This window comes from Saccharopolyspora soli (genome assembly GCF_022678645.1).
GTDB lineage: Bacteria > Actinomycetota > Actinomycetes > Mycobacteriales > Pseudonocardiaceae > Saccharopolyspora > Saccharopolyspora soli.
The window spans coordinates 32,314-59,009 of the sequence record NZ_JALBWV010000028.1; the positions used below are offsets into that span (position 1 = coordinate 32,314).

The following is a 26,696-nucleotide window of genomic DNA, read 5'->3' on the forward strand; positions in this document are numbered from 1 at the left end:
CGTCGAGGCCCGGTTCTTTGCTCTATTGTCTCAGCCCCTCAACATCGCGAGATGTGCCTGAAAGCTCCCAGTGAGGCTATCGAGGATCGCCGCGCCTTTCACTGCGCTCGCAAGGGATGGCTGTCCGATAACCCCGGTCGGCGTGTAACCCGCCATGCCGAGCGTCAAGAGGTCGGGCCGTCGGGGGGCCTCGTGGTCGGCGCGTTGCCATCCCTCGCGGACGAGATCCGGTGTGGCGTGCAGGAAGATGCTCGTTTCGAGTTCCTCACCGTGCATGTCATCGTGTCCGCTGCTCTCGCAACCTGCGTCGACACGTGCCTTGTTCATGGATTCTCTATCCGGGTAGAGCGACATTCGACGTTCGGCAACGTTCGCTTCTTGCACCACATTGGACAGAACGTAGTTGCCGCCGTGACCAGAAACGAGAACCAGTTTCTGATTCCCGCGCGCTCCAAGGAAGCCGCCACGTCCGTGACGATCGAGTAGAGGGTCTTGGCAGAGATGCTCACAGAGCCAGCGAGCAGCTTTTCGTGTTCGTGTGAGCAGCTGATCGTGATGGGAGGCAGGCGAAAGAGTCCGTAGGCGTCGGCAAGCAACTTCCCGGCCCACCGGCCCAGGAGAGGCGCCACCGACACCACCAAGAAGGTCACCGACCGTAGCCCGAAGGGGATCTTGTGAGTACCGAACAAGCCAACCTCGTTGCGCTGTTGACTGCCCTGACCAAAGCGTTGTCGGCCAGTGAAGCCACGCCGCCAGCGACGCCTTCTCAACCGGAGATCACCGAGGCTGGTGGTCCGGTGCTGATCTCGATCCCCGAGGCAGCCCGCTTGTTGGGACTCAGTCGCGCCTCGGCCTACCGCTATGCGGCAGCCGGGAAACTGCCCGTCAAGCGGTTCGGTCGGCGCGTGTACGTCATCCGTGCCCGGCTCGCCGATGTCGTGGTTCCCGACTCGGATGTCTCCCTGGAGGTTGACGCTGCATGAGTCCGAGCCGGAAGAAGAACAAGCGAAAGACCGTTCCCGGCAGCGTGTTTCAGCGCGGCAGGAAGTGGGCCTACTCGTTTTATGGTCCGCCGGACGTGTTGACGGGGGTGAAGCCGAAGATCCGGCAGAGCGGATTCGAGACGTGGGATGAGGCATGGGACGCCATGCTGGAAGCGCAGGCTGCTCTCGCTGCCGAGATCTACGTCAAGCCGTCTCGGCAGACGGTGACGGCGTTCTTCGAGTCGTGGTTCCCCTATGTTCGCACGACCACGGAAGCGACGACTGCGGCGAACTACGAGAACCTCGCCCGCTTCTACGTGCTGCCCATCATCGGAAAGCGACCCCTGCAGGACATCACACCGTCTGTGATCGCTGCCCTCTACGAGCACCTGCTCACCAAGGCGCGAATCGGCAAGCGCGATACGAACTGGGGGATGTACCAACTATGGAAATCCGCCCAAGAGCGTGGCGAGGAAATCGGCACTCGTCAGCTCGCCGAAAAGGTCGGCGTGACGCATAAAGGCGCATACAAAGCCGTGCGCCGATACCGAGTGGGCCGTATTCCAGCCGAACCGACAGCGGGCTACGCGCCCAAGACTGTGCAGAGCGTTCACATTATGCTCGGTTCCGCATTCAGTACGGCGAAAGGATGGAAATGCATCGGAGCTGACCCAATGGACAATGTGAAAGCACCCTCTCTCATCCACCGGCCGCACAAAACGTGGACCACTGACCAGATGGCTCGCTTTCTCGAAGTGGCGCGGGCTGATCGGCTCTACGGGCTGTGGGTGCTGGTGGCCTCCACCGGCATGCGGCGGTCCGAACTGTGCGGGCTGACCCGTGACGGGCTGGACCTCGACGCGTCCGAAGGGGCGACGGTGCGCATGAACGTGACCAGCGTGGTCGCGGGCGGCAAGGTCGTCGCCGGGGGAGGCAAGAGCAAGAAGAGTCGGCGGCCGGTCGCCCTCGACCGCTACACGACCGCAGTGCTACGGGAGCACATGGATCGCCTCGACACCGAGCGCGAAGCGTTCGGCAGGGACTACCAGGACAACGGCCTGGTGTTCTGCTGGGAAGACGGCTCGCGGATCTACCCGGACACCATCACCGAGAAGTTCAACGCGCTCGTCGATTGCGCTGGTCTACCGCTGATCACCCTCCACGGCGTGCGGCACAGCTACGCCACGATCGCGCTGCGGTCCGGCGTGCATCCGAAGATCGTCAGCAGTCGGCTCGGGCACTCCACGGCGGCCTTCACGTTGGACACCTACTCCGAAGACGTACCCGACCTCGACCGAGACGCCGCCGAAGACATCGGTGGGCTATTCCTACCCCGCGCCGAGGACGAGACGGAATAGGCGCGATCCGGGCCTTTTAGGCACCATTTTAGGCACCACATCGGAGAATTCTGGGCACCGCGCGCTGTCCTAAATAGCCTTGTGCCCCTGTCCATGCTGGTCAGGGGCACAAGGCAAGAGTGGGCGATACTGGGATCGAACCAGTGACCTCTTCGGTGTGAACGAAGCGCTCTCCCGCTGAGCTAATCGCCCTTGTTTTGTTGTGCTGCCGCCGTTCCCGGCGGCGAGAAGAACGATACACGGTCGTTTTCAGCGGCCGAACAGGGGGGAGGCCAGCCAGGTCCAGTGCAGGCCGAGCCAGCCGCCGACGGTGTGGAACAGGCCCAGCATCCACAGGGTGGCGAGCACGACCACGCAGGTGGCACCCATCACGACGAGCTTGGTGGCGAGGTGCTGGCGGCCGAGCCAGCGGATCCAGCGGTGGTAGTGCCGTTTGGCGAAGGTGTTGACCCGGTGCGCCCAGTGGAACTCGGTGGCGAGGATGCCGAGCCCGGCGAAGACGACCAGCCAGCCGGGGCCGGGGTAGGGGATCATCAGGAGCCCGGCGATCAGCACCAGGGTGCCGAAGACGCCGAGCACGATCCGGTAGGTGGTGTTCAGGCCGGGCTTGCTGCGGATGCGCTCGCGGCGGGCGCGCAGCCGCGCACGCAGCGCGTGCAGGCGGGGATGCCGGGGCGCTCGGCGGTCGTCGACGGTGGGCTCCGTGCTGGGGTGCCGGGATCCCGACTCGGCTGTGTTACTCAGGGCTGTCCACCTGCCGGTTGCGAACGTTCGTCGGTGTCGGGCACTCGGCTGGCCGTGCCGCCGACGGTGTCCGATGTGGGTCAGAATACGGGTCATGTCCGGATCGGTCGTGCCGTGGGCCACAGCGGTCGGTCCGCCGAGTTGTCAAGAGGACAGTTGGCCGGAGTTGGGCGCCTGCCAGCTCGGGAATGTGACTGGGATCATTGGTCGTTATGTGCCACGCCGGGTCTTTCAGCCCTGTCGACGTTCTTCGATCCTGGTCACACTGTGACGCCACTCTCAAAGCGGCGTTCGGGCATACGCGTAGTCGGTAACGGAAGCCGCGCGAGCCGTTAGCCCGATATGGGGAACTGTCGTGGTAAGCGTCTCATCGTCGGGTCGCGATGCGAGAATTCCGCAGGGTCCGATCGCCTATTCTTGAGCGGACGTCAGGCGAGTTCGACGAAGCGGAAAACTCGGTGGTCAACTGGGGCGCGGCGGCGGGTTTCGCAGGGCGAGGGCGACGGATCGAAGATCGGGTGCGAGCACGATTCACTCGGTTACGGAAAGTAGCGAGGTTTGGTCACCGGATAGGTGCCGGTCCTGCGATCCGACGTCCTCTGTCAGGTCGTTCGCAGCGGATCTTCCTCCGGTGTGAACCACGGATCTGGTCCGTCTCGCAATGCGGCGGCCAGTCCGGGCTCACCTCCGAAACCGGAGCCAACTGGACACGCTGCGCACTCGCCTGGTTGCCCAGCGAAGTGGGGCCTGCCCCGTACGGGTGATCTATGTGGGACTTGCGGGCATGCGGGCCTGGAAAGGCGTCACAACTGTGGTGCTCGGTCGATAAGCGGACCGGGAGGGAGAGAGCAGGAAGGGGAGGACAATGCGTAACGATCATGTGACACTGCGTTCGACAGCCGTGTTCGATCTGCTGGCTCCGCAGGCGCCTGCCGTGCCGGTCCAGGTCGAGCTGCGTTACGACACCCGGGACCCGTACGCCGTGGTGGCTGCGTTCCGTACAGGCCGCGCGGGCTGGGTCGAGTGGGTGTTCGCCCGCGATCTGCTCGCCGACGGACTGATCGCGCACGCCGGCGAGGGCGACGTGACGATCCGCCCGGCCGTCGACGACCCGGAGGTCGTCGCGATCGAACTCAGCTCGCCATCGGGCCACGCGGTGTTCGAGGCGTCGGCGCAGGAGCTGGCCGACTTCCTCGACCGCACGTACGACGTGGTGGTGCCGGGCAACGAGAACCTGTGGGTCGACGTGGACGAGGCGCTGACCAGGCTGCTGCCGCACGATCTGGGCTGATCAGGGAAAACCCGGCTCGGCGCGGATCGTGCCGAGTGGCCGGGACCCCCCTTTGATCGTGATCTCGGACGTGGTCTAGAGTTCACTGTGCAACGCGGCGGACGGGCCCGGCAGCCCCGGGCTTCGATGTCGCAGGCAGGCGGACGTAGCGCAGTTGGTAGCGCATCACCTTGCCAAGGTGAGGGTCGCGGGTTCGAGTCCCGTCGTCCGCTCTGGATTCTCTGGCGGTCCAGCCGGCTTCGGTGTGGATGCGGAGTCCGGCGGAGTGGCCGAGTGGCTTAGGCAAGGGCCTGCAAAGCCCTGTACGCGGGTTCGATTCCCGCCTCCGCCTCGCGCGATTAGCTCAGTGGGAGAGCGCTACCTTGACACGGTAGAGGTCACTGGTTCAATCCCAGTATCGCGCACCAAATCTTGGTGCAGGCCAGCGGCTTTGTTACCTCGTGGGGTGGGTTTGCTGTCAGCTTGCGAATGGCGATGAAATGGCGATGTGATCTTGAACGGGCTCGCTACCGCCGGTTTCTAGGGTGTTCCGCAGGCGCGGGAACCACATCATGAGTTGGGCACGCTCGGCGGCCGTCAATGCTCTCAGGGAGGCCGCCCATCGGGCTTCCAGGACGTCGAGGATGTGTTGTTCCATCTCCGGCGTCACGTGGTCGTAGACCCGGGCGATGCCCTTCATCTTCTGGCCGAGCCGGGCACGGCGTGCCACCTCCGACACCCCGTCCTCGGTCAGCCACGTGCTGTGAGTGTGTCGTCCTTCGTGGAAGGTGAACCACATCAGCACTGCCGGGACGTGATCCTCAGCCTGCGGGTCGTCCGGCTCGATGCCGTCCCAAGCTGGGCGCCAGTGGCGCTGACGGAAGTTCGACCTCCGCAGGAGGTTCCCGTCGCGAGTGCAGAAGATGAACGGGTGGCGGTGGGAGTCCAGCAGCGTTTCGTAGAGCACGGCGATGCTCGGGGGTAGTAGGACGTCCCTGGACCCGGCAGGGGTCTTCGTCCTTCCTTTCTTCTTTCCCTTGCCTGGTCGTGAGGTCTTCCGCTGCACGGGATTCGGGCCGCCGTCGGCGAAGACGCCGCCGGGACCGACGCGACGGCCCCCTTTGAACAGCTTCCCTCCGATCTCCTTCAACGGAAGATCGATGCGGATCGCCTGGCGCTCGCGGTTGTACTCGTGCCGCTGCTGGCCGGCCAGCTCGCTCCAGCGTCCTCCGGTGTAGGCGTCCATCACGGCGAGGACGAATCCCGCCGGGCCGACCGAGAGGTACAGCCGCATGGCCGCACGCAGAACCTGTACTGGCGTGGCGACGAGGCGGTCCGGGGCGAACTCGCCGGAGGTGACCCGGATACCTGAGCACGGGTTGGCCGGGATGCACTGGTCGCGGGCGGCCATGTTGAGGAACGTCGAGAACGTGGCGAACACCGACGACACCGTGGACTCGGCGTAGTCTTCGTGCAGCTCGGAGACCCACTTCTCGATCTCCAGGTAGCTGTTGAAGATCCCGATCATCGGCCACCCGGACCACTGCGGCAGCAGGTGGTTGTTCAGATGGGACTTGTACTTCGCCAGCGTCGTCGGTTCCAGGCGAGGACCGATGGAGTCCAGCAGCTCCGAGGCGAAGTCCCCGAACGGGATGTTGCCCTTGCGGGGGTCGATCCACATGTGTCGGCGGATCAGGGCTTCCTGTTCGTTTCCCCAATCCTCGGCGGCCTTTTCGGATGTAAAGCCGGACTTGCTGCCCCAGGTTCCATCGGGACGCTTGTACCGGGCACGCCAGCCATCACCCTGGGCATCGCCCAGTCGTTGACCGTAGGCCATGACCACTTCCTTCCTTGCTCTTGTTCTCTTTGCGAAGCCGCCCCGGCTGGTGCCGGGGCGGACATTTGTGTGGGCACGGTGCCCGGGTCAGGCCGCCCGGAAGCCTCTCCGTTGAGGCATGGGAGTTTTCCCGGCGAGCCTGACGATTTCTGCGGCGTCGTCGCGGCTGAAGCGGTAGTGCTTGCCGAACCTGCGGTGCGGGATGAGCCCGGCTGCTGCCTGCTCCTTCAATGTGCGTGGCGAAAGCCGCAGGAGGTCTCCGAGCTGTTCGGCGGTGAGCAAAGCATCGGAGTCGTGCGGAGCGTGTTCGGCCAGCGTGCGGACGGCGTCGGCCAATTCACGAGCTGCCGAGGCAAGTTCGGCTGCTGCCGAGAGCGTGTCGGCATCCGCAGCAGCGGCATCGGTGAGCGGATCGTGGGTGCTCATGCAGCACCCCCCTCAACCCCGTCACGGGCGCCTTCGACCAGGCTTCGGAGGGCTGCGTTGAGCTGCCTTTCCGTCGACCATGCGGAGTGCCGGGAGTGATCGCTCGGCTGAGGAGTACGACTCATTTCGTCCTCACCTCGTGTGATCGTCGGCTGGTCGCACATGCAAGAAACTGCCGGGGCGCCCCAGACCCGCGGCAACATCGCGGCGGGAAGCGTAACGCCGGCGGACGGGATCGGGCCGTGACTGCCGTGTCACGCACCGATGCACGGCGTTTCGGTCACGCCGTCGTGCTGGAGGAAAGCCCGCGTTGCCAGCGGCGCCGAACTGGTTCTTACGCAACGTTGGCTCCTGGATTTGTTTCGTTGGTGACCTCGATGCGCCTGCTCTGGTGCCGAAGTCGCCGCAGGAAGATGTCGTGATAGTCCGCCCGCAGGTCGATTCCCTGGAAAGACCGGCACAATTGTCGGGCGGCGAGGCCGGTGGTTCCTGCTCCGGAGAAGAGATCGAGGACGCGGCCGTTTTCAGGGCAGCCGACCGCGATACAACGCTGCGGAAGGTCGATCGGAAACGGAGCGCAGTGCGCGTCCGGCAGCGGTCGTGTGGATATCGACCAGACGTCGCCGACGTTCTTCCCGGTTCGCCTCGGGTGCCACGGGGACTGGACCGTGTGCGGCTTTTTTCCTCCGTGGTGGTTCTTCCGATGCTCCGGACGGTTCTGCGACAATGGTTCGAGCGCGTGGGCTGCGTCGAAGTAGTAGTCCGGCTGCTTGGCCAAGAGGAAAACCATCTCGTAGCGCGAGGAAAACCGATCCGATGCCGGGTCCGGTATGCCGTTGGGCTTGTGCCAGACCATCGCGTTACGAATGATCCACCCGTCTTGTTGCAAAGCGAGAGCAACCCGCCACGGAATGCCCAGGAGACTTTTGTGTCGAACGACCGATGGTGCCTCTTCGGTTGTTATTTTGCGCGTGCTTCCTGTGCCGCTGTTGTGGTAGCTGAAACCGTCGCGGAGATTGAGCCAATACGTTCCCCGTGGTGTCAGCAGGCGCCAGACTTCCGCGCTCACCTCCCGTAGGCGATCAACGTAGTCATCGATCGCCGGCTCCAGGCCGTATTGCCGATCGTGTGCAAGAGCGCCGCACTTCCTGCAGCGCTTGTTCGCGTCCGAACGAAGCCACGAGGAAGTACGTTTCTTAGTGGTCCGGCGCTGATGGGGTGTGGTCCCCAAAGTGTGTCGGCACTCCGGGTTCCCGCCGATCCAGACCGCGGTTCCGTAGTCGCGCAATCCCCAGTGAGGTGGTGAGGTAATGACGCAATCCACCGAAGCGCTGGGAAAGGATTCCATAACCTGAAGTGCGTCGCCGACATGCAATTCGATCGTCTCGTCACGATAGTAGAGACTGTTCACGCGACACCTCCCTGCGGAGTTTCCACGCGATGCGCGGCTGGGGGTAGGTGGAAAACAAGCACGTCTATATGGGCTGAGAGCGCGGTGCGACGGCCGTGAATGTCGGTGCTTTCCGGGAAGTCTCCCGCGTGGCTGACGATTCTCGCGTGTACCCGGTTTCCCCGAATGAGCGCGGTCAAGGCGATGATGTGGTCTGCGGGGACGAGACCGATCGCGTCGGCGGCGTCGTGGATCTTGCCGGGCAGGTCGAGCAGCCGGCCGTGACGGCGCTAGGGCCGGCAGGCGATCAGGATGTGGCCGCGCGTCCAGGTCCTCATACAGCCCGACCAGCACCCGGCTGGGGTCGCTGCTCGGCGCGTGGCGAAGCCCCGTGAGCACGAGGTCGACGACCCCGGGGAGCTCGGCGGCGACGCTGTCCAGCAGGGTCGCGGTGCCGACCGGCTCGGCCAGGTGGGCGAGGTTGGTTTCCAAGGCGGATTCCCACCGTGGCTGGGTGGGCAGGCCGAGTGCGTCCCGGCCCGCCCGGAGGGCTTCGGCGAGCACGAGGCCCGGTCCGGGGTTGGGGTCGCAGACGGTGTCGCCGGGGGCGGTGTAGGTGGTGATGATCCGCCGCGCGACCGCGTGGGTCAGTGCGGTGTCGCCGCGGGTGGCCCCGAGGTGCCGGTCCGCGACCTGCCGGGCGGGGGTGGTGCTGCCGGTGTCCCAGACGCTGCCGGGGCGCAGGGCGGTCCTAGGAATGGTGGACCTCCAGAAGCGGGGACGAGTGGCGGAACACGGAGGCGGTGGTGAGGATGCGGCGGTGGCCGCCAAGGGAGATCTCCCAGCGGCTCTGCCGGGTCGCCGGTCGAGGAACGGGCGAGGGGTGGTGGGCGAGGATCAGTCGGTTGATCAAGATCAATCCGGCCGATGCCGCAGCCCGCGACAACCGCCCCAAATGAGTGGCCCGCGACCTATGCTGATCGCTACTGTGCGTGAGTACGACGACGGTGCCGGCGGGTGTCAGAGCGGGCGCCCAGTCAGCCATCGCGAACGGGTCTGCAGGGTGGTCGGACCAGCCCGCGATGATCAACGTGAAGCCGTCTGAACCCGGACCGGAGGGCTCGCCGCGGTCCTGATAGTTGGTCGGGTTCGCGACCCACTTGACCGGGTCGCCGGACTGATGTCCGAGTCCGGACCCGGACACCGAGGTGCTGGGCGGACCCCCGCCCGCCGCGGCGGACTCGTGATCGAGGTGAGACCGGTAGTCGGGTGCGGTGGTCGCGCTGCGGCCGAGTCGGAGGACGGACTCGACGAGCCGGTCCCGACGCGTCCGGCTCGCACCCGTCGCGGGGGTCTCGGTGTCGGCGAGCATGATGCGGTCGCCGGGCGCGGTGTAGGTGGTCGTGATCAATGAGACCGCGGCGGTGATGATCTCGTCCGCGTCCGCTGCAGGGTCGACGGGACACAACCGCACCGTCGCCGACATCGACGGGCTGGTGGGTTCACGGTGTGGTTCGCGGACCGGCCCCGGGCGGGGGTTCGGCACGTGGCTGTCGGGGGTGGTAGGAGGTGGTACCTCCGGGATGGGGAGGGCAGGCATCGCGTGCTCCGGTGATCGGTCGGCCTTGCGAAGGACACCCCTGAAGTCCGCGAAAACGGCCCTGATTCGCCACCGGCATCCCAGAAATTTTGTCGCTCGTCCTTAATCGGAATGTTTACCCAGCGTCACTGGCTTCTTCGGTGTTATCGGTCGCGTGTCGATCTTGAGGTGGGCCTCGGAAGATCGACAGCCGCTTAGGTGGGTTCGGCGCTGGCAGAGCCTGCGGTGGGTCTGTTCAAGATCTCTCCGGACATTTCTCAAGATCCTTTTTCTTGTTCCGTCCCTCCGTCAAGTCGAGGTGACAGCAACGGAACAGCTTCTGACTAACGCCGCAGCGAACAGGCTTGCTGTTCGCCTGGTACGCGATCTTCAAGTCGGTCAAAAGATGATCTTCTTGTTTCGGAACAAGAAGATCATTTTAGTTTCGTCTTAGTGCACAACCGTGCGCTGCGCTGTATTGCGCGTGGCTCTCTCGGCGGCGTCATTGACCGCCGTTCGAGAGGAGCCGAGCAATGGCTCACCCATCCCACTGCGAGCACGAAGAGTGGCCGGGCAACCCGCTGGATGCCGCCCGAGTGGCGTTCGGGTGGCTGACCGCGGGAGATCACCCGGTGGCCGTGGACGGCCGCCTGTTCGACCACCTTCCGAACCGGGTCATCCCGGTCGACGAACTCCGGGACCTGCTGCTGGACCAGCGCTGCCCCCGCCGGGTGTGGGACCAGGTGTGGGCTCACGTGATCAGCCGTGCCCGCATCGAAGGCGGTACGTGGACGATCGCCGCGGTCGGGTTGGCGCTGCCGATGCTGACTTCCCTGGCGGTCCGGCTGACCGAGCGCTACGCCGACGACCCCAGCGACATCCACGCCGAAGTGCTGCGCGGGTTCCTCGACGCGCTGCACACCGTGGATCTCGCCGGGGGGCGGATCACGGTCCGGCTGCGGTGGGCTGCCTACCGCGCCGGGCATCGGGCCTTGCTGGACGCCATGGACGGGCCGACCCCGAAGCCGCCGGGGTTCCACTCCTGCGAACCCAAGCCGCCGTCCGGGCATCCGGACTTGGTCCTGGCGCGGGCTGTCGAGGCCGGGGTCTTGACCAGGACCGAGGCCGAGCTGATCGGTGCGACCCGGCTGGAAGGCATCGCGCTGGCCGACTGGCCCCGCCCGCCGGGGCTGACCTACAAGACCCTCGCGAAGCATCGGCGCAAGGCCGAGAACCGACTCGCCGCGTGGCTGGCCGAGTCCGACACCAGCCCCGACGACGGCGATCCCACAGGGACTGCGGCCACGAGCAGGCAAGCCTCCCACGAGGTAACTAACGACCCGAGTCGGTCACGCACGGTAGCGAAAAAAGTCGGGGGCGACCCGGCGAATCAGCCCCCGAATTCCGGACTTCAGGGACGCGGGTGAGTCCTCCCCACTTCGCGGAACCCGCTGTCGTTGTCACTCGATCTCTGGAGGTCTTCTGATGCGTTTGCCTGTCACGCATCGTCTCGCCCGTCGTAGCGGCCCGCGGCTGTTGCTGGTCGCCGAACTCGTCGTCGTCGGCCTCGTGGTGACGGCGGCCTCTGCGCCTGCCGAAACCAGCCATGTGCTCGCACAGGCGCAAGACATCAACACCGTTTTGACCAACGCGCGCAATTGGCTCATGGGGATCCTCGCCCTGTTGGCCACGGTGTTTTTGACGATCGGCGGTGTCCGGTACGTCATGGCCAACGGGGATCCCGGCGAGATCGAGAAGGCGAAGCAGTCGTTCAAGTCCGCGGGGCTCGGCTATGCCCTCGCAGCGCTCGCGCCGCTGATTGTGACCATCCTGCGCGGCATCGTGGGGGCGTGATCACATGCCAGCCACCGCGTTTCCCACCCTGGGGGCGGGCCATCGGCTGGGTCGCGTGTGTACTGCTGTGGCCGCTTTGCTCGTGCTCGTCGTAGCGGCAGGGCTGGCGTCCGTGGGCGCGGCAGGCGCTCAACCCACCCCGCCACCGTCAGGCGAACCGCTGCCGGTGCCCTCGGACCCCGCCTGTGCCCCCGATCAGCCGCAGATCCCTGGGTGCCTCCCACCACCGGTCCCCCCAAGCGGCACCGGCGAACCGGGACCACCGCCGAATCTGACACCCCCTCCTGAGCCCGCTGCGCCGGAGGATTCGGGGGGTTCCTGGATTACGGAGATGTTGACCGGGTGGATTCACGATTTCTTCGCCGACGTCGCCCGCACAGCGCTCAATGGCGTGCTGGGAATGCTGGCCGATTCCCTGCTGGCTACCCCGCAGTTCGATCAGCTTCCCGTTATGGGCCAATTGTGGGGAAGTTCCCGCACCATCATGATCGCCGCGTATGCGTTGATCACCACGATTGCCGGGATCGTGGCCATGGCCTATCACACGGTGCAGACACGGAGTTCCCTCAAGGAAATTCTGCCGCGGCTGGTGGTCGGGTTCGTTGCCGCGAACCTGTCGCTGTTTCTGGGTGGGAAAGCGATTGAGTTCGCCAACGCACTGTCTCGTGCGTTTCTGGGTGATCAAACAGGGATGGATGAGGCGTCCCGCGTGTTTGTGGAGACGTTGCTGGGCAAGGCGCCCGGCGACGATTCGACGGCTTATGGCGAGTTGTATGTCGTTTTCACCATGTTGGCGCTGGTGGTCATGATTATCGCGGTGCTGCTGACCTACGTGGTCCGGATTGCGTTGACCGTGATCCTGCTCGCTTCCGCCCCGCTGGTGTTGATGTGTCATGCCCTGCCGCAGACCGAGTCCCTTGCGTTGTGGTGGTGGAAAGCCTTTGGTGCGGTTCTCGCTGTCCAGGTCGCGCAATCGTTGACGTTTATCGCCGCGCTGAAGATCTTCTATCTCCCCGGCGGAATCACCCTCTTCTAACCCACCCCGCTTCTCAAGGGGAGGCTTGATGACTGCGTTTCTGACCGCGCTCGCACTGTGCTACATCCTCGTGAAAATCCCGTTTTGGATCCTCGGCGCCATCCGCGGAGGCGGCGGCAGGTCCTTCATCGGATCCCTGATTCGGGCGTTCATCGCCTACAAAACGTTCGGACTGATCCGCGGACGCCTCGGACGGCCCGCTGGAGGAAGCCGCCCGCCGAAGACCGTGGACCCGGACACGTCACCGACAAGCACCGCCGGTGGCCAATACATGCTGCCGCTAAAAGTCACCAGGGTACGGAAACCAACCGAACAGCAACCAACGTCGCGAGCGTCCTCGCGTTCTCGTCCCACCGGGCAGGGGAAGCAGTGGGAGCTTCCCATGGATGGCGAGTGGCCGGAAAACAAACCGAAGCTCGGTCGGGACGGGCAATACCGGCTCCCGCTGAATGTCCAGCGGCACCCCAAGCCGAAACCAGCCCCAGAACCACTCCCGCAGCGGACGTCGTCGACGGGCGGGCGTGGCCGGCAGAGGACATTCCCGCTCGATGGCCAATGGCCGGAGAACAAGCCACTACTGGGCCGGGACGGACAGTACCGGCTGCCGATCGAGGCGCGGCGCGTGCGGCGACCCGCACCGCCCCCGCCGCCACCGAAACCCCGCCCAGCGACACGCGGACAACAGCTGGAACTGCCCGCCGACGGCGAATGGCCCGAGAACAAGCCCCGCCTGGGTCGGGACGGGCAGTACCAGCTTCTGCTGAACGTGCAGCGCACGCGAAAACCCGCTCGCAGCCAGCCCCCAACACCGCCACCGCCGCCTCCACCACCACTGCGGCGGCGGGGACCACGGCCACGGCAACAGGAGTTGCCCCTGAACCTGCCGAAACTCCACCCGCCCCGCCCCAACACCCGCCGAGGAGGAGGTGAGCGTTGATGAGCGTCCGGATTCCCGCTGACGTCGATCGTGAGGATCGGATTCTGGCGGGCTTCACCGCCCGCCAGGTCGCGGTGATGGCAGTAACCGGCCTGTTGCTTTACGCAGGGTGGCAGGCCACCCGCGCCGTGATCCCGACGGTGGCGTATGTGTTTGTCGCGGTCCCGATCGCCGTCGCGGCCACGGCCTTGGTGGTGGTGCGCCGGGACGGGGTGACGCTGGATCGGCTGCTGCTGGCCGCGGTGCGGCAGCGCCTGCAACCCCGGCGCCGCGTCGCTTCCGGCCACCAGCCCGCGGCGGTTCCGGAGTGGCTGGCCGGCATCGCCCACGGGCACGAGCCTGTGGCCGCGGGTGGGCTTGACCTGCCCGCCCGGGGAATCTCCGAAGCGGGCATTGTCGATCTCGGTTCCGACGGCGTGGCACTAGTCGCGGCATGTTCGACGGTGAACTTCGCGCTGCGCACCCCAGCCGAACAGCAAGCGCTGACCGCGGCGTTCGGCCGGTATCTGCATAGCCTGGCCGGGAGCGTGCAGATCCTCATCCGCGCCCAACGCCTGGACCTCTCCGGCCAGATCACGGAACTACGTGAGCGTGCGACGGGGTTGCCGCACCCGGCGCTGGAGTCCGCCGCGCTGGACCACGCCGACTACCTCGTCCAGCTCGCCCAGCAGACCGACCTCCTACGGCGCCACATCCTCCTGGTCGTCCGCGAACCCGTGCGCCACGGGCCGCAGGACTCGCTGACCCGACCCCGCCGCTTCCGCCGCTCCTGCGACGGTGAGCAGCCGTCGGACGGGGCACGCCGCGCGGCGGCCTCCCGGCTGCTGCGGCGGATGAGCGAGGCCACTGAACTCCTCTCGCCCGCGGGCATCACGGTCACCCCGCTGGATGCCGCCCAGGCCACCGCGGTGCTGTCCACCGCCACCAACCCCGACAGCCCCCTGCCGCCCTCGGTCGAGCTGGCCGGCGCGGGCGAGGTCATCACCACCCCCGCCGGCTCGGACTGGGACCCCGATACCGAGGAGGACTTCTCGTGATCACCACCAAGCGTCGACAACCACCCGCGGCGGCGGGTGTCTTCGCGCCGGAGGCCATCGAGGTGCACCCGCGCCACCTGCAGATCGGCGGCGACTGGATCGCCTCCTTCGCCGTCACCGGCTACCCCCGCGAGGTCCATCCCGGCTGGCTGCAACCGCTGCTGACCTACCCCGGCAGGCTGGATGTGTCGCTGCACATCGAACCCATCGACCCGCGCATCGCGGCCGACCGGTTGCGTAAGCAGCTCGGCAAACTCGAATCCGGCCGACGACACACCGCCGCCCACGGCGGGTTGCACGACCCGGAGGTGGAGGCGGCCACCGAGGACGCATACGACCTCTCCGACCGACTCGCCCGCGGCGAAGGCCGCCTCTTCCGCCTCGGCCTCTACCTGACCGTGCACGCGTCATCGGAACAGGAACTCGTCGAGGAGATCAGCGCGCTGCGCGCCCTGACCGCGTCCTTGTTGATGGACGCCAAGCCCACCACCTACCGGTCCTTGCAAGGGTGGATCACCGCCTTGCCGATGGGCCTGGACCCAATCCAGATGACCCGCACGTTCGACACCGCCGCACTGTCCGCGGCGTTTCCGTTCACCAGCCCGGACCTGCCGCCGCCGGATGTCACCTCCGCCGCCACGGCCGCCGGGGTGCTCTACGGCTACAACCTCGGCTCCCCAGGCTTGGTGCACTGGGACCGGTTCGCCTGCGCCAACTACAACTCCGTCCTCCTCGGCCACAGCGGCTCCGGCAAGTCCTACCTCGTCAAGCTGGAAGCACTCCGCAGCCTGTACCGGGACGTGGAGATCGCGATCATCGATCCGGAAGACGAGTACGCCCGCCTGGCCGCCGCCGTCGGCGGCACCTACTTCCCCCTCGGCGTCGAGGGCATCCACCTCAACCCCCTCGATCTGCCGATCCACACCCGCCCCGACGGGCGCCGCAGCGCACCCGCCGACGCTCTCACCCGCCGCAGCCTGTTCCTCCACACCCTCCTGTCAGTCCTATTCGGACAAACACTGACCGCGGACGAACGGGCCGTCCTGGATCAGGCCGTCACCACCACCTACCAGCACGCCGGAATCACTCACGACGCCCGCACCTGGACCCGGCCCGCACCGCTGCTCTCCGACCTACGCACCGTGCTCGCCGACCTTGGCGACGACACCGCTCGCGGACTCGCCAGCCGGTTGCAGCCGTTCACCGACGGTGCCTTCCGCGGGCTGTTCGACGGCCCCACCACCGCACCACCCGAGGGACACCTGCTGGTGTTCTCCCTGCGGAACCTGCCCGACGAACTCAAACCCGCCGGCACCCTGCTCACCCTCGACACCGTGTGGCGACAGGTGACCAACCCCGCCACCCGACGCCCCCGGCTCTGCGTGGTCGACGAAGCCTGGCTGCTCATGCAACAACCCGCCGGCGCCGAATTCCTGTGGCGCATGGCCAAATCCGCCCGCAAACACTGGACCGGACTCACCGTCGCCACCCAAGACGTCGGCGACGTCCTCGGCACGGATCTCGGCAAAGCGATCATCAGCAACGCGGCGACCCAGCTCTTGCTCAGACAGGCACCGCAGGCGATCGATGACATCGTCCGCACCTTCGCCCTCTCCGAAGGCGAACGGCAGTTCCTGCTGTCGGCCGGGACGGGCCAGGGCTTGCTGTCGACGGGGACTCAGCGGGTCGCCCTGCAGGCCATCGCCTCCGACACCGAACACCAGCTGATCACCACTGACCCCGCCGAGCTGGCATCCCTGTCCTCCGAATACACCAACGAGACAGACGAATTCGCCGACATCGACAGCCCCCACGACCTGCTACTCGACGAGTGAGCGAACAAGGAGGAACGCCCTCATGTCGTCACTGCATGCCACGACCGTTGTCGATCAGGACGTGTTCGGCTCGTTCGTGGGCGACCTCATCCACGACGTCCTCGCCGTCGCCGCACTCGCAGCGGGAGTGATCGCGGCCCTCGGGCTTGCCTGTGCGGTCATCGTGATCTTCGGATACCTCATCGGCGCCGCAGTCGTCCTCGGCGTACGCACGCTCCCAACGTGGGCGCAACACATCCGTCACCGGCATGAGGCCAAGCACAGCCAGCCCGTCACCGTTGACGCCGACGGGGCCGAGGTCATCAATCTGGACCGCTACCGCCAAGGCCGCCAGCAACGACTCGCCGGCAGCGCCGGCGCCGAGTCCGCCAACACAAACCAACACCACCTCGACGACGACCCGGCGTAGCCACAAGGAGCGAAACGCTTCCGCCTTTCGAAGATCCACAGTGGACCTTATTTTCAGATTCCGAATTTATTGTTATTGATCCGGAGGACACGTATGTCTTCATCTGCTCGTCTACCTTCGGACGCTCCATCCATGAAGCGCCCGCGCCGGCTGTTGACCCAGAACAGGGAAATGCGCGCGATCGGCGTACACAACTGGTCCCTGCCCGCCTGGGCCGGACGTCTGCCCGATGGCCGCACCTACAACACGTGCCCCTCGGCCGGGATCTGCCGCCACGTGTGCTACGCCCGCCACGGAACGTATACCTGGCCAGCGGTCCGCGCCAAGCACATGTCGAACCTGCGGTTCGTCCTCGACGACCTACCCGGGTGGGAACAGGCCATGCTCACCGAGCTGGCCGCACCGAAATTCCGCGGTAGCTGGGTCAGAATCCACGACTCAGGCGACTTTTTCAACACCGCCTACCTGGGGTCCTGGCTGCGCATCATGCGGGCCCGTCCAGACACCACTTTCTACGCCTACACCAAGGAAGTTCGGCGTTTCAAGACGGTCGTGGAACCGGACCCTCCAGAGAACTTCCTGTGGGTCTACAGCTACGGCGGGACGCAGGATGCGCTGCTGGACCCCGCGGTGGATCGAGTGGCCGACGTCTTTCCGGACGCCGACGCCATCCACGAGGCGGGCTGGTCATCCCAGGAAGCCTCAGACCTGCTCGCGGTACTCGGCCCCCACCTCGTCGGCATTCCGGCGAACAACATCCCACACTTCGTGAAAAAGCTGGCTGGACGCCGGTTTTCGGAGTGGCAGGCCGAAGTCGACGCACACCGCCGTACTCGCGGAGACGCGGCAGTTCGTGCGATCACCACCGCCCCGTCGGCTCGCCGTCGCAACGGTCCGACACCCGACGAACACGCCGCTTGATCGCATCGAGCCCTACTTCTCCTCCTGACAGGAAGGAGATTTCCCTCATGGGTTTAACAAATCCATCCGTAGTAGACAGTCCACTGGGGAGTTTGCTGACCGATCCGTGGGGCGCGATTCAGGCGGTGCTGGACCAGGTGTGGTCGTGGCTGCAGACCTGGGGGCTGATCGCGGTCCCCGCGACCGTGCTCGTGGCGACCGGGCTAGGGCTGCTGCGGCGGTGGTGGTTCCTGCGTTGCCAGGATGCGCTCCACGAGCAATCGCGAGTGATCACCGTCCTGGCGCCTCCCACGGTTGATGCCGACGGTGCCGAGGCGGTGTGGTCGAACCTGGTCGGGCTTGTCCGGCCGATGCTGCAGCGCCTGACCACCGGGCAACCCCATCTGGCCTGGGAGTATGTGTTCGGCCACGACGGGGTGCAACTCCGGCTGTGGGTGCCGGGCGCGGTGCCCCCGGGCATGGTGGAGCGCGCCATCGAAGCCGCCTGGCCCGGAGCACACACCCGCACCTGCCTGGCCGACCCGCCGGTGCCCGCGGCCCCGGCCGAGGGGCGCCGGCAATTGGTCACCGGCGGCACGCTGCGCCTGGCTCGGTCGGAAGCGTTGCCGATCCGCTCCGACTTCGACGCCGACCCGATCCGTGCCCTGTTGGGCGCTCCCGTGGGGCTCGGCGTGCACGACACCGCGTGCGTGCAGGTCCTGGCGCGTCCGGTCACCGGGCGTCGGGTCAAGCAGGCTCGTCGGGCCGCCCGCCACCTCCATGCCGGGCGCTCCACCCACCTGGCGGGCCGGCTGCTCGACCTGCTCACGCCAGGCCCCTCGGGCACCAAGACATCAGGCAGCCAGCCGAAGCTGGACCCGCAGACATCGTTGGAGTTCCAAGCGCAAAACCGCGCCATCGTCGGCAAACAGCGCGGGGCGCAGTGGGAAACGCTGATCCGGTACGCGGTGGCCACGACGGTGCCGATCGACACCCCGGGCGAGCAGGTGGCGCGGGTGCGTGATCAGGTGCGGGGCCGCGCCCACGCGATCGCGAGCGCGTTCTCCGGTTTCACCGAGCACAACCACTACCGCCGCCGACGGCTGCGCAACCCGGTGACCGTCCTGGCCCGGCGGCGCCTGCGGCGGGGCGACCTGCTGTCGGTGCCAGAACTGGCGGCCGTCGCCCACCTGCCCACCGACGAGGCGCTACCGGGCTTAGCCCGCGCCGGAGCACGGGCGGTCCCGCCCCCGCCGAACACACCCACCGAGGGCGCGCTGATCCGCCCAGTCGGGGTCTCCGACACCGGCCACGCCCGCCCGGTGGGTCTGCAGGTCTCCGACGCCCGGCACCACCTGCACGTCCTCGGCGCCACCGGGTCGGGCAAGTCGACGATGCTGGCGCGGATGATCCTCGCCGACGCCGAGCACGGGCGCGGGGCGGTGGTTATCGACCCCAAGGGCGATCTGATCACCGACATCCTGCAGCGGCTTCCCGAACACGCCGCCGACAAGGTGGTGCTCTTCGACGCTGACTCCCGCGGACCGACCCCGTGCCTGAACCCTCTAGAGGGGCCGAAGGAATCCGCGGTCGACAACTTGGTCTCGGTGTTTTCCCGGGTGTTCGCCTCGGCCTGGGGGCCACGCACCGAGGACATCCTCCGCGCCGCCTGTCTGACCCTGCGGGCCGCCTCGGACACCCCCACGCTGGCCACCCTGCCGCAACTGCTCACCGACCCGGCCACGCGGGCGCGGCACCGGGACCGGGTGTCCGACGACCCGACACTGCGGGGGTTCTGGGACTGGTACGACCAGCTCTCGGACGCGGCCCGCGCCCAGGCCACGGCGCCGCTGTTGAACAAGCTCCGCGCGTTCTTGTTGCGGCCCTTCGTGGTCAAGGCCATCGCCGCCGGACCCTCCACAGTGGATCTAGGTGAAGCGCTGAATGGCGGGCTATGCCTGGTACGCATCCCGAAGGGACGCCTCGGGGAAGACACCACGCGGCTGCTGGGATCGCTGATCGTGGCGCGGGTGTGGCAGGAGACGACCGCTCGCGCCGCAGTTGCCCAGCGCGAACGCCGCGATGCTGGACTGTACGTCGACGAGGCGCACAACTTCCTCAATTTGCCGTATGCGATGGAGGACATGCTTGCCGAAGCTCGCGGCTACCGGCTGTCGATGACCCTGGCGCACCAGCACTTGGGGCAACTTCCCAAGGACCTCAAAGAAGGCATCTCCACCAACGCCCGCAGCAAAGTGTTCTTCACCGCCAGTCCTGAAGATGCCCGCGAACTGGCCCGCCACACCGCACCGCGAGTGTCGGACCACGACCTCGCCCACCTCGGCGTGTACCACGCTGCCGCGCGACTGGTCGTCGGCGGCGAGGAGACCCAGCCGTTCACGGTGACGACCCAACCACTCCCGTCGGCCATTCCCGGGCGGTCCAAGGCCGTGCGCAAAGCCGCCGCAGCCCACGCCCGCCCATTGAAGTCCGGAGCCGAAGACACCGGAGACCAGTCCGGAACCACTGGCACAGACCCACGCCGCGCACGCCCCGCGGCCTGAACCCTGAGCTCCAGGGCGGTCCTCCCAACACCGGGAGGGCCGCCCTCGGTTATGCCCGCATCCCCCGAGGAGGGACGATCGTGTTCGCTCATCACCAGCAACGCGACCTGCGCGCACCGATGCCGGAACGGCCCAGCCTGCGCTGGGCGGCCTCCGCCGAGCATCAAGCCCAGGTCGCCGCCCATCTCACCACCCGCGACCGCTGGCTAGCCCGCGTCCTGGCCGAACACCGGGTGCTGACCACCCCGCAGATCGCCACGATCGCCTTCGGCTCCCGCCGCTCAGCCAACCACCGCCTACAGCGCCTCTACACCTGGCGCGTGCTGAACCGCTTCCAGCCCTACATCGGCCGCGGCCGAGCCCCCATGTGCTACGTCCTGGACACCACCGGCGCCCACCTGCTCGCCCACGAAGACGGCATCGACCCCAAAGACCTGAAGTTCCGCCCCGAACGCTCGGTCGGCATCGCCTACTCCCTGCGGCTGGCCCACCTCATGGGCGTCAACACCTTCTTCACCGCGCTGCTGGCGGATGCACTCACCGACACCACTCAGGATCGGGCCGTCACCGCCTGGTGGTCGGAAACCCGCTGCACTCGGCACTTCGGTGACCACGTCCGCCCCGACGGCTACGGACGCTGGCACGAGGACGGTCGGGAGATCGAATGGTTCCTCGAATGGGACACGGGCAGCTACCAGCTCAGCCGATTCGTGGCCAAACTGCCCGGCTACACCAGCCTCGCCACCACGACCCGCATCGTCACACCGCTACTGGCGGTCTTCGCCACCCCGGCCCGGGAAGCGCACGCGCGACGGCACCTCGCCGAGCACCTGCGCACGGATCCCCGGCGGCACGAGCTACCGATCGCCACCACCACCGCCGAACACCTCCGCACCGCAGGAAGCCCCGCCGACGAGGTGTGGCTTCCCCTCCACCACGCCGAAGCCGGCCGTAGACGACTGATCGACCTGCTGTCGGCCTGGCCCCACCTCACAGCACCAACCAGCTCCGCAGAAGCCACCGGTGCCGATCCAAGCCCAGTACCGCGCTTGAGCCCTCCAGCACCGATGCCGCCCTGGCAGGCCAACGAACTGACCTGGAACCCGATGAGGTGATCAAACCTGTCCGCTATCACCAAGACCGTCCTGAGCGTGTTGGCCGGGTTCGCCGTCCTCATTGTGTTCGTCACCGCCGCAATCGCTGGCGTCGTCTCCGCGATGTTCGGTGGCAGCCATACGGCGAATTGCACTCCGACAGGGGTCAGCCCCACCGGCGTATCGGGCTTCGGCCCCGACCAGATCGCCAACGCCGCCATCATCGTCGCGGTCGGCAAACACATGACCATCCCGGAACGCGGCTGGATCATCGCTCTCGCCACCGCGATCCAGGAATCCGGACTCCGCAACCTCGATCACGGAGACCGCGACAGCCTCGGGCTGTTCCAGCAACGCCCCTCCCAAGGCTGGGGCAGCGCGGAGGACATCATGAACCCCACCTACAGCGCCACCCAGTTCTACCGACACCTGCTCGCCGTGCCCGGATGGCAGCAGATGAGCATCAACGACGCCGCTCAAGCGGTCCAACGATCCGGATTCCCCCACGCCTACGCCCGCCACGAACCCGCCGCCCAGCAACTCCTCGCCACCGTCCACGGATCCACCTGTGCGCCTACCGGAACATGGACGATCCCCGTTGCCGGGCAATGCACTTCCGGCTTCGGACCACGAGGCAGCGAGTTCCACCGAGGACAAGACATCGCCGCACCCATCGGAACCCCGATCGTCGCCGCAAGTAGTGGCACCGTCATCGACTCCGGACCTGCCACCGGATATGGACTCTGGGTGAGGATTCGACACGCCGACGGCGTGATCACCACCTACGGACACAACGACCACAACCACGTTCATATAGGACAGACTGTTCAAACAGGACAAGTGATCGCGGAAGTCGGCAACCGCGGGGAATCCACCGGGCCACACCTGCACTTCCAGATCGAAATCAGCGGCCAGCCAACCGATCCGACCGCGTTCTACCGACAGCGGTCGGCCCCACCCCTATGCGATCAGCGTCTTCCCCGAAAGTGACTCGCGAATCGGGTGATCGCCCATTCTTGCGCGATCACACCCGATTCTTCACTTCCCGGTCACGCGAACCCACCGTCAAATCCACCCGTCTCCCTGGCACATTTCCCGAGCAACCACGCAGGTGGTGCTGGTCTACGAATCGGAGGCGCTGCCGTCCTCCAGAAGCTTGTACACATTGCTGCGCTGCATACCGACCTCCTTGGAGATCGTCAGTCGGGGAATTTTGGCTGCGTCCGCGGCCAGCACCGCGTCCTTGCGCTCCTCGCGGGCTTCCCGCTGCTGGGCGAGCAGGTCGTTGACCTTGTCCTCGATCCGGGCTTGCTCCTCGCGAGCCTCTTTCAGTTCGGTCTTGATGCGTTCGAGCTTGGCTCGGGCCGAGCGCAGTTGAAGGACCTCATCGGGCGTTCCGTCCGGTTGGGTCACGTCGACGCCTCCGTGTGCTGTGATCGCTCCTGGTGAGCGACACCGTGCCGCTGTGGTCTGTCTACCACGCATGTCTATCACGCTCCTGTGTAGGACGTTCGTGCCAAGGGGATTGGCGTTGGTGCGTGGTCGAGCGGGTGACCATGTGGAGGCGTTGATGTTCGTGGGGCAGTTGGTAGTTGTCACGGCCCCCACGACGGATCAAGGCTGGTAGTAGTCGCCCATCCAGGCGCGACGCCCGACCTGCGCGAGAGCTGCTTTGCGTTGGCGCCAGTCGGGCATCCACAGGCTCATCTGGCGTTGCCAGGCTGGTCCGTGGTGACGACCGGCGGGGCGGGTGGCGTGGGCGAGTTCGTGGACGAGCACGTACTCGATCAGTTCTTGTGGGAGTCCGAACACCGGCCAGTGGAGGCTGACGAGGTGTTTGGTCGGGCTGTAGGAGCCCCAGCGGCGACGGCCGAGGCTGCGCACCTCGTACCGCAAGCCCTGGATGTTGGCATGGTGTTCGTACTGTTCGCCATGCTCCCTGGCCCACGCCATGCCGCGGTCGCAGTACAGCGCGATCACGGCGTTGCACATGGCGTCGAGCCGGTCGCGCCGGACGCACAGGAACTCGTCAGTACCCAGCACGTGGGGAAGACGTTCGATGCGTGTCGGCGGGCCGTCGTCGGTGAGATGCAGCCGGTAGGACCTGCCGAGGAGATAGAAGCCTTCGCCGTTGACGAACGTCTTGACCGCGAAGTCCGGAGCGAGCCGCCGAGCCTCGGGGATCTTCTGCGCCAGCCAGCCCCAATGGTGGCGGATGACGTCCGCGACCCGTTCCGGGGTGGCGTGGGGCGGTACCAGTACCTTCACCGGTTCGCCGGGCGTGAGTTGCAGCCCGACCGTGCTGCGCCGTGGCCGGATCTCCACCCGCAGGTCCCAGCCGGGCGGGAGACCGAGCGCGGCCACCGCTTCCTCGATGTCCGCGGCCAGCTCGGTGTGCTCGGTCATCGGATGCCCTCCTGGGAGATGATGTGATCGGCTGCGGCGATGGGGGTGGCCACGCCGGTCCGCAACAGGTCGATCACGCCAGCAGAGGTGGCGGAGGTGATCGGTCCGGGCACGCCGTAGACGTGCCGACCCAAGATTGCGGCGGTGTGCGCGATCGGGAGAGCGCCGCTGCGCCTGGCGGCTTCCACGACGACGGTGGCCACTCCGAGGGCGGCCAGCAGCCGACCCCGGGCCGCGAAGCGTGCGCGGGCAGGTTTCGTGCCGAGTGGGTACTCGCTGATCAGCAGGCCGCTGTGGGCGACCGATTCCAGCAACCACGCATGGCCTTGCGGGTAGGCGATATCGGCGCCGCAGGCTAGCACCGCGATCGGGGGCGCGGAGCCGAGCAGCGCGCCACGGTGGGCCGCGCCGTCGACGCCGTAGGCGCCGCTGGCCACAACGGTGACGTCGGCTGCGGCGAGGTCCGTGCCGAGCGTGGTGGCGACGTGCTCGCCGTAGCTGGTCGCGGCGCGGGCGCCCACCACCGACACCGCCGCGCGGGTGCTTGTCACGAGGTTGGCGGTGCCGCGAACCCACAGCCCCAGGGGTGCGCCGAGGCCCTGTTCGGTCAGGCCCTGGAGGGCGCCGTGTGGCCAGTCGGGATCTTCCGGGGTCAAAAGCCGGTAGCGGCCGGAGTCGATCGCAGCCAGGTCCTCGTCGATCTGGGGCTCGGGATCGCGGATCTCGTGCAGGACCGACTGCGGTGCGGCCTGCGTCTGGATGCGCTCGACCGCGTCCACGGGGCCGTGTGCGGCCACGAAGGCGTCGACGGCAGGGGCTGGCGGTTCGGTGGCCCGCAGCAGAAATGCGCGAGCAGCAAGAGAATTCATGGTAAGCGCTCCTGTCATGATGCGAAAAGCGGGCCGCGCCGACCGGAGAACCGTGTCGAAGCGGCCCGCACAGGGAAGGAGGGAGAAAGACGCGTACCGAGTGGTGCGTTTACTCGGTGCAGTTGATTGGTTCAGGTCGTTTAGCCGCGCTCTTGGCCTTCGATGACGGTTTGCTGCACGACGGCGATGGCCGTGTCGACGCGGCGTTCCAACCGAGCCAGCGCCACATCGGTGTGGTCGGCCCAGGCGTCGGCGAAACTGTCGAGCTCCTTATCCAATGCCTGGGCAGGCGCGGCCGTGTAAAACTCCTCCTGCGTGGGATAGATCCCGTCGCAGCGCCTGCGGAGCCAGAGCCGTCGGTGGATATCTCGATCACCATCGCGGACCGGTGCTCCGGAGATCTCCTCGTTCTTCGTCAGGGGGATGTCGACGAGCTGGCTGACTTCGGTCAGCGCGGTGTGGACGGTGCGGTGTCCCCCGAGCAGGACGTTGTCCAGGGAGCGGATCGCGTTGGCTGGCGCGTAGTAAAGTCGGCAGACGCGGTAGATGGCCCACGGCATCGTCTTCATCCGGGCGACGGCGAGGGTGATGGGCTCGGTTACCTGGTCACTGTGCAGTCGCGTGATCAGTGACTTGCCCGGCCCGAACAGGCCCGATCGAGGATTGAGCGCCAGACACACGTACTCGTCGATGATGTGCTGTGCCGCTTCGGTTGGCAGCGCGGCGAACCGCGCGAGTTGCTCCGGCCAGCCGGATTTGTTGCCAGCGTAGGGACAGTGTCGGCAGCAACTTTTCGACCATGCCACGCCGAGTTTGCGGTACAGGTAGTCGAGGCAGTCCTGTCGACTCCACCCCCATTCGTAGATCGGGTACGTCGGGATGCATTGCCCGCCCATGGAGGGCATCGCGCCGATGTACGTAGCTGGTTTGACGGAGTGGTCAGGAGTGGAAATGTCGCCGGATGGCGTGATCGACGGCGTTGGTGATCGTGTCGCCATTGGTCTGCGCGCTCGCGTGCTGGTAGAGCGGCCAGGACCAGACGCAGTCGCGGCCGTCGCAGTAGATGCGGACGTGTCCATCGTCGTTTTCCTGGAGTACCAAGGGAAGGCGGTGCCGCCGGGGCGCGCTGCCCGATAAGGTCAGGCGTGAGCCGTCCTGAAAACCCACGTCGACCCCGCGCTCGGCGAGGTGCTGTACGACGTGGCTGACGAGGTCTTGCGCGTTGACCTTGCCGACGGCCGAGCCGGGTCGGGCGGGATCTTCGAGGTAGTTGTAAACCAGGTCTTCCAGCGTTTCGACCAGAAGCATCGGTTGAGCCCTTTCGTAAGAACCGGTTGCCTGACGGGGAGCGATTAGCCCCAGTTGCGGTGTTCGCGGTTCCACTTGGCTTCGACCTTGGGCGCCAGTTCGGCGCGCAGGTCGTCCACGGTCCGGCTGTGTTTGGCGGCAAGCGCGGCCAGGATGAGCTGCGCATCCTCGTGGTACTCGGCGATGGTGTCGCGGTGAAATGCCACGTTGCGCTTGGTAAGGAGCCGGGCGTAGGACAACGCGTCGATGTAGGAGCGCCGCGCAGTGAACTCGGTCTGGATCTGCCCGTACTGCTTGGTGCGCAAGGGGGTTCCGTCCGGTGCGGTGATCGCCTTCGCGGCTTTGGCCTTCGCGCGTTCGCCCTTCTCCGCTTCCCGCGCGAGTTGCTCGGGTGTCTTGATCTGGCTGGGCCGGTTGCGGACGTCGACCGGCGAGCTGGGGTAGCACTCGGTGCACGCGGCCTTGCCGGCCTGCTCGACGATCTCGGTCTCGTCGTGCCCAGAGAGCTGGGTGAGCCAGGCGAACCGGGTGGACGGGAAGCAGGTGCGGCAGGCGGTGGTGCGGTGCACGTGGCCACCGGTGTTGAGGACCAGCCAGGCGCGGGTCCAGCCGCCCCGACGCTCGAACTCCGCATCGAGGGGACGCGCGGCGGCCTCGCACTCGGTGATGGTCTGGCGGGCCTGCTCGATCCGGGGCCGCAACTCGGTCGCGTACTCGTCCATGCCGTCGTTCACCAGACGCTGGACGCGGGCAGTGAGCCCGTTGACGGTGTCGGTGGCCTTGGCATGCTCAATACCGAGCCGGGCGAGCTCTTCGTCAATCTCGGACGGGGTTGCGGTCGTGGGGTTGTCGATGGGCAT

Annotated in this window: 24 protein-coding genes, 4 tRNA genes and 1 pseudogene; 16 read left to right on the forward strand and 13 right to left on the reverse strand. The window is 66.6% G+C overall.

The window, feature by feature from the left end:
- Positions 1-30: 30 nt before the first annotated feature.
- A pseudogene (locus MOQ72_RS45675) lies at positions 31-650 on the reverse strand (creatininase family protein).
- Between the two features lie 24 nt (positions 651-674).
- On the opposite strand from MOQ72_RS45675, the gene MOQ72_RS21615 reads away from it, so the two are divergent.
- Both MOQ72_RS21615 and MOQ72_RS21620 read left to right on the forward strand, forming a co-directional pair.
- Positions 675-983 carry a helix-turn-helix domain-containing protein gene (locus tag MOQ72_RS21615; RefSeq protein WP_242186045.1) on the forward strand — a complete coding sequence of 103 codons (309 nt, stop codon included), beginning with the start codon at positions 675-677 and terminating at the stop codon, positions 981-983.
- Entirely contained in the window at positions 980-2,341 is a 1,362-nt protein-coding gene (locus MOQ72_RS21620; protein ID WP_242186047.1) for a site-specific integrase, read from the forward strand. The genes MOQ72_RS21615 and MOQ72_RS21620 overlap by 4 nt, the downstream gene beginning before the upstream one ends.
- Before the next feature lie 120 nt (positions 2,342-2,461).
- Here MOQ72_RS21620 and MOQ72_RS21625 read toward each other — a convergent pair.
- Together MOQ72_RS21625 and MOQ72_RS21630 are read right to left on the reverse strand one after the other, a co-directional pair.
- Positions 2,462-2,533, reverse strand: a tRNA-Val gene (locus tag MOQ72_RS21625).
- Between the two features lie 57 nt (positions 2,534-2,590).
- A complete protein-coding gene (locus MOQ72_RS21630; protein ID WP_242186049.1) occupies positions 2,591-3,181 on the reverse strand; it encodes a TIGR02611 family protein in 591 nt (196 codons plus the stop codon).
- A gap of 769 nt (positions 3,182-3,950) precedes the next feature.
- On the opposite strand from MOQ72_RS21630, the gene MOQ72_RS21635 reads away from it, so the two are divergent.
- The 4 genes from MOQ72_RS21635 (at position 3,951) to MOQ72_RS21650 (ending at position 4,783) form a co-directional block, all read left to right on the forward strand.
- Complete coding sequence (locus MOQ72_RS21635; RefSeq protein WP_150068543.1) at positions 3,951-4,376, forward strand: SsgA family sporulation/cell division regulator; 426 nt, start codon at positions 3,951-3,953, stop codon at positions 4,374-4,376.
- Between the two features lie 139 nt (positions 4,377-4,515).
- Positions 4,516-4,588 (forward strand) — tRNA-Gly (locus MOQ72_RS21640).
- Positions 4,589-4,635: 47 nt separating this feature from the next.
- A tRNA-Cys gene (locus MOQ72_RS21645) sits at positions 4,636-4,707 on the forward strand.
- A 1-nt stretch (position 4,708) separates the two neighbouring features.
- A tRNA-Val gene (locus tag MOQ72_RS21650) sits at positions 4,709-4,783 on the forward strand.
- 50 nt (positions 4,784-4,833) lie between these two features.
- Here the strand turns inward: MOQ72_RS21650 and MOQ72_RS21655 are convergent.
- The 4 genes from MOQ72_RS21655 to MOQ72_RS21670 form a co-directional block, all read right to left on the reverse strand.
- Positions 4,834-6,192, reverse strand: coding sequence for a tyrosine-type recombinase/integrase (locus MOQ72_RS21655; RefSeq protein WP_242186051.1), 1,359 nt, complete (start codon positions 6,190-6,192; stop codon positions 4,834-4,836).
- Between the two features lie 87 nt (positions 6,193-6,279).
- Positions 6,280-6,618, reverse strand: a complete 339-nt coding sequence (locus tag MOQ72_RS21660; protein ID WP_242186052.1) for a helix-turn-helix domain-containing protein — start codon at positions 6,616-6,618, stop codon at positions 6,280-6,282.
- Between the two features lie 334 nt (positions 6,619-6,952).
- A complete protein-coding gene (locus MOQ72_RS21665; protein ID WP_242186054.1) occupies positions 6,953-8,029 on the reverse strand; it encodes a DNA-methyltransferase in 1,077 nt (358 codons plus the stop codon).
- A gap of 730 nt (positions 8,030-8,759) precedes the next feature.
- Entirely contained in the window at positions 8,760-9,494 is a 735-nt protein-coding gene (locus tag MOQ72_RS21670) for a hypothetical protein (protein WP_242186056.1), read from the reverse strand.
- A gap of 626 nt (positions 9,495-10,120) precedes the next feature.
- Between MOQ72_RS21670 and MOQ72_RS21675 the strand changes: the two genes are divergently transcribed.
- From MOQ72_RS21675 to MOQ72_RS21720, 10 genes are all read left to right on the forward strand, one after another.
- Entirely contained in the window at positions 10,121-11,014 is an 894-nt protein-coding gene (locus MOQ72_RS21675; protein ID WP_242186058.1) for a hypothetical protein, read from the forward strand.
- Positions 11,015-11,072: 58 nt separating this feature from the next.
- Entirely contained in the window at positions 11,073-11,441 is a 369-nt protein-coding gene (locus MOQ72_RS21680; RefSeq protein ID WP_242186060.1) for a pilin, read from the forward strand.
- 331 nt (positions 11,442-11,772) lie between these two features.
- On the forward strand, positions 11,773-12,477 hold the full coding sequence (locus MOQ72_RS21685) for a TrbL/VirB6 family protein (RefSeq protein ID WP_242186062.1): 705 nt from the start codon (positions 11,773-11,775) through the stop codon (positions 12,475-12,477).
- Between the two features lie 936 nt (positions 12,478-13,413).
- Positions 13,414-14,451 (forward strand): PrgI family protein, encoded by a 1,038-nt coding sequence (locus MOQ72_RS21690; protein WP_242186065.1) that lies wholly within the window; start codon positions 13,414-13,416, stop codon positions 14,449-14,451.
- Positions 14,448-16,286: a VirB4 family type IV secretion system protein gene (locus MOQ72_RS21695; protein WP_372495501.1), complete on the forward strand. Its 1,839-nt coding sequence runs from the start codon at positions 14,448-14,450 to the stop codon at positions 16,284-16,286. The genes MOQ72_RS21690 and MOQ72_RS21695 overlap by 4 nt, the downstream gene beginning before the upstream one ends.
- A 22-nt stretch (positions 16,287-16,308) precedes the next feature.
- Entirely contained in the window at positions 16,309-16,695 is a 387-nt protein-coding gene (locus MOQ72_RS21700; RefSeq protein WP_242186066.1) for a hypothetical protein, read from the forward strand.
- A gap of 93 nt (positions 16,696-16,788) precedes the next feature.
- Entirely contained in the window at positions 16,789-17,616 is an 828-nt protein-coding gene (locus tag MOQ72_RS21705; RefSeq protein ID WP_443706321.1) for a GP88 family protein, read from the forward strand.
- Positions 17,617-17,708: 92 nt separating this feature from the next.
- Positions 17,709-20,159, forward strand: a complete 2,451-nt coding sequence (locus MOQ72_RS21710) for a DUF8128 domain-containing protein (RefSeq protein WP_372495502.1) — start codon at positions 17,709-17,711, stop codon at positions 20,157-20,159.
- 80 nt (positions 20,160-20,239) lie between these two features.
- Positions 20,240-21,274 carry a replication-relaxation family protein gene (locus tag MOQ72_RS21715; RefSeq protein ID WP_308197926.1) on the forward strand — a complete coding sequence of 345 codons (1,035 nt, stop codon included), beginning with the start codon at positions 20,240-20,242 and terminating at the stop codon, positions 21,272-21,274.
- Positions 21,275-21,310: 36 nt separating this feature from the next.
- Entirely contained in the window at positions 21,311-22,243 is a 933-nt protein-coding gene (locus MOQ72_RS21720; RefSeq protein WP_242186080.1) for a M23 family metallopeptidase, read from the forward strand.
- A 132-nt stretch (positions 22,244-22,375) separates the two neighbouring features.
- Here MOQ72_RS21720 and MOQ72_RS21725 read toward each other — a convergent pair whose 3' ends face one another.
- The 6 genes from MOQ72_RS21725 to MOQ72_RS21750 all read right to left on the reverse strand — a co-directional run bounded on the left by MOQ72_RS21725 (position 22,376) and on the right by MOQ72_RS21750 (position 26,696).
- Positions 22,376-22,666, reverse strand: coding sequence for a hypothetical protein (locus MOQ72_RS21725; protein ID WP_242186082.1), 291 nt, complete (start codon positions 22,664-22,666; stop codon positions 22,376-22,378).
- 201 nt (positions 22,667-22,867) lie between these two features.
- Complete coding sequence (locus MOQ72_RS21730) at positions 22,868-23,659, reverse strand: M48 family metallopeptidase (RefSeq protein WP_242186084.1); 792 nt, start codon at positions 23,657-23,659, stop codon at positions 22,868-22,870.
- Positions 23,656-24,528 carry a DNA-processing protein DprA gene (locus MOQ72_RS21735; protein WP_242186086.1) on the reverse strand — a complete coding sequence of 291 codons (873 nt, stop codon included), beginning with the start codon at positions 24,526-24,528 and terminating at the stop codon, positions 23,656-23,658. Before MOQ72_RS21735 ends, MOQ72_RS21730 begins: the two co-directional genes overlap by 4 nt.
- Before the next feature lie 140 nt (positions 24,529-24,668).
- On the reverse strand, positions 24,669-25,424 hold the full coding sequence (locus MOQ72_RS21740) for a hypothetical protein (protein ID WP_242186087.1): 756 nt from the start codon (positions 25,422-25,424) through the stop codon (positions 24,669-24,671).
- 43 nt (positions 25,425-25,467) lie between these two features.
- Positions 25,468-25,836, reverse strand: a complete 369-nt coding sequence (locus MOQ72_RS21745) for a hypothetical protein (RefSeq protein WP_242186090.1) — start codon at positions 25,834-25,836, stop codon at positions 25,468-25,470.
- Between the two features lie 44 nt (positions 25,837-25,880).
- Positions 25,881-26,696 carry a hypothetical protein gene (locus tag MOQ72_RS21750; RefSeq protein ID WP_242186092.1) on the reverse strand — a complete coding sequence of 272 codons (816 nt, stop codon included), beginning with the start codon at positions 26,694-26,696 and terminating at the stop codon, positions 25,881-25,883.

Excerpts from the sequence above, each read along its gene's own strand:
- MOQ72_RS21735 (WP_242186086.1), bottom strand. The coding sequence starts at position 24,528 with ATGAATTCTCTTGCTGCTCGCGCATTTCTGCTGCGGGCCACCGAACCG.
- MOQ72_RS21740 (WP_242186087.1), bottom strand. The coding sequence starts at position 25,424 with ATGGGCGGGCAATGCATCCCGACGTACCCGATCTACGAATGGGGGTGG.
- MOQ72_RS21745 (WP_242186090.1), bottom strand. The coding sequence starts at position 25,836 with ATGCTTCTGGTCGAAACGCTGGAAGACCTGGTTTACAACTACCTCGAA.
- MOQ72_RS21655 (WP_242186051.1), bottom strand. The coding sequence starts at position 6,192 with ATGGCCTACGGTCAACGACTGGGCGATGCCCAGGGTGATGGCTGGCGT.
- MOQ72_RS21630 (WP_242186049.1), bottom strand. The coding sequence starts at position 3,181 with ATGACCCGTATTCTGACCCACATCGGACACCGTCGGCGGCACGGCCAG.
- MOQ72_RS21730 (WP_242186084.1), bottom strand. The coding sequence starts at position 23,659 with ATGACCGAGCACACCGAGCTGGCCGCGGACATCGAGGAAGCGGTGGCC.
- MOQ72_RS21685 (WP_242186062.1), top strand. The coding sequence starts at position 11,773 with ATGTTGACCGGGTGGATTCACGATTTCTTCGCCGACGTCGCCCGCACA.
- MOQ72_RS21680 (WP_242186060.1), top strand. The coding sequence starts at position 11,073 with ATGCGTTTGCCTGTCACGCATCGTCTCGCCCGTCGTAGCGGCCCGCGG.
- MOQ72_RS21635 (WP_150068543.1), top strand. The coding sequence starts at position 3,951 with ATGCGTAACGATCATGTGACACTGCGTTCGACAGCCGTGTTCGATCTG.
- MOQ72_RS21620 (WP_242186047.1), top strand. The coding sequence starts at position 980 with ATGAGTCCGAGCCGGAAGAAGAACAAGCGAAAGACCGTTCCCGGCAGC.
- MOQ72_RS21660 (WP_242186052.1), bottom strand. The coding sequence starts at position 6,618 with ATGAGCACCCACGATCCGCTCACCGATGCCGCTGCTGCGGATGCCGAC.
- MOQ72_RS21750 (WP_242186092.1), bottom strand. The coding sequence starts at position 26,696 with ATGCCCATCGACAACCCCACGACCGCAACCCCGTCCGAGATTGACGAA.
- MOQ72_RS21670 (WP_242186056.1), bottom strand. The coding sequence starts at position 9,494 with ATGTCGGCGACGGTGCGGTTGTGTCCCGTCGACCCTGCAGCGGACGCG.
- MOQ72_RS21700 (WP_242186066.1), top strand. The coding sequence starts at position 16,309 with ATGTCGTCACTGCATGCCACGACCGTTGTCGATCAGGACGTGTTCGGC.
- MOQ72_RS21675 (WP_242186058.1), top strand. The coding sequence starts at position 10,121 with ATGGCTCACCCATCCCACTGCGAGCACGAAGAGTGGCCGGGCAACCCG.
- MOQ72_RS21690 (WP_242186065.1), top strand. The coding sequence starts at position 13,414 with ATGAGCGTCCGGATTCCCGCTGACGTCGATCGTGAGGATCGGATTCTG.
- MOQ72_RS21705 (WP_443706321.1), top strand. The coding sequence starts at position 16,789 with ATGTCTTCATCTGCTCGTCTACCTTCGGACGCTCCATCCATGAAGCGC.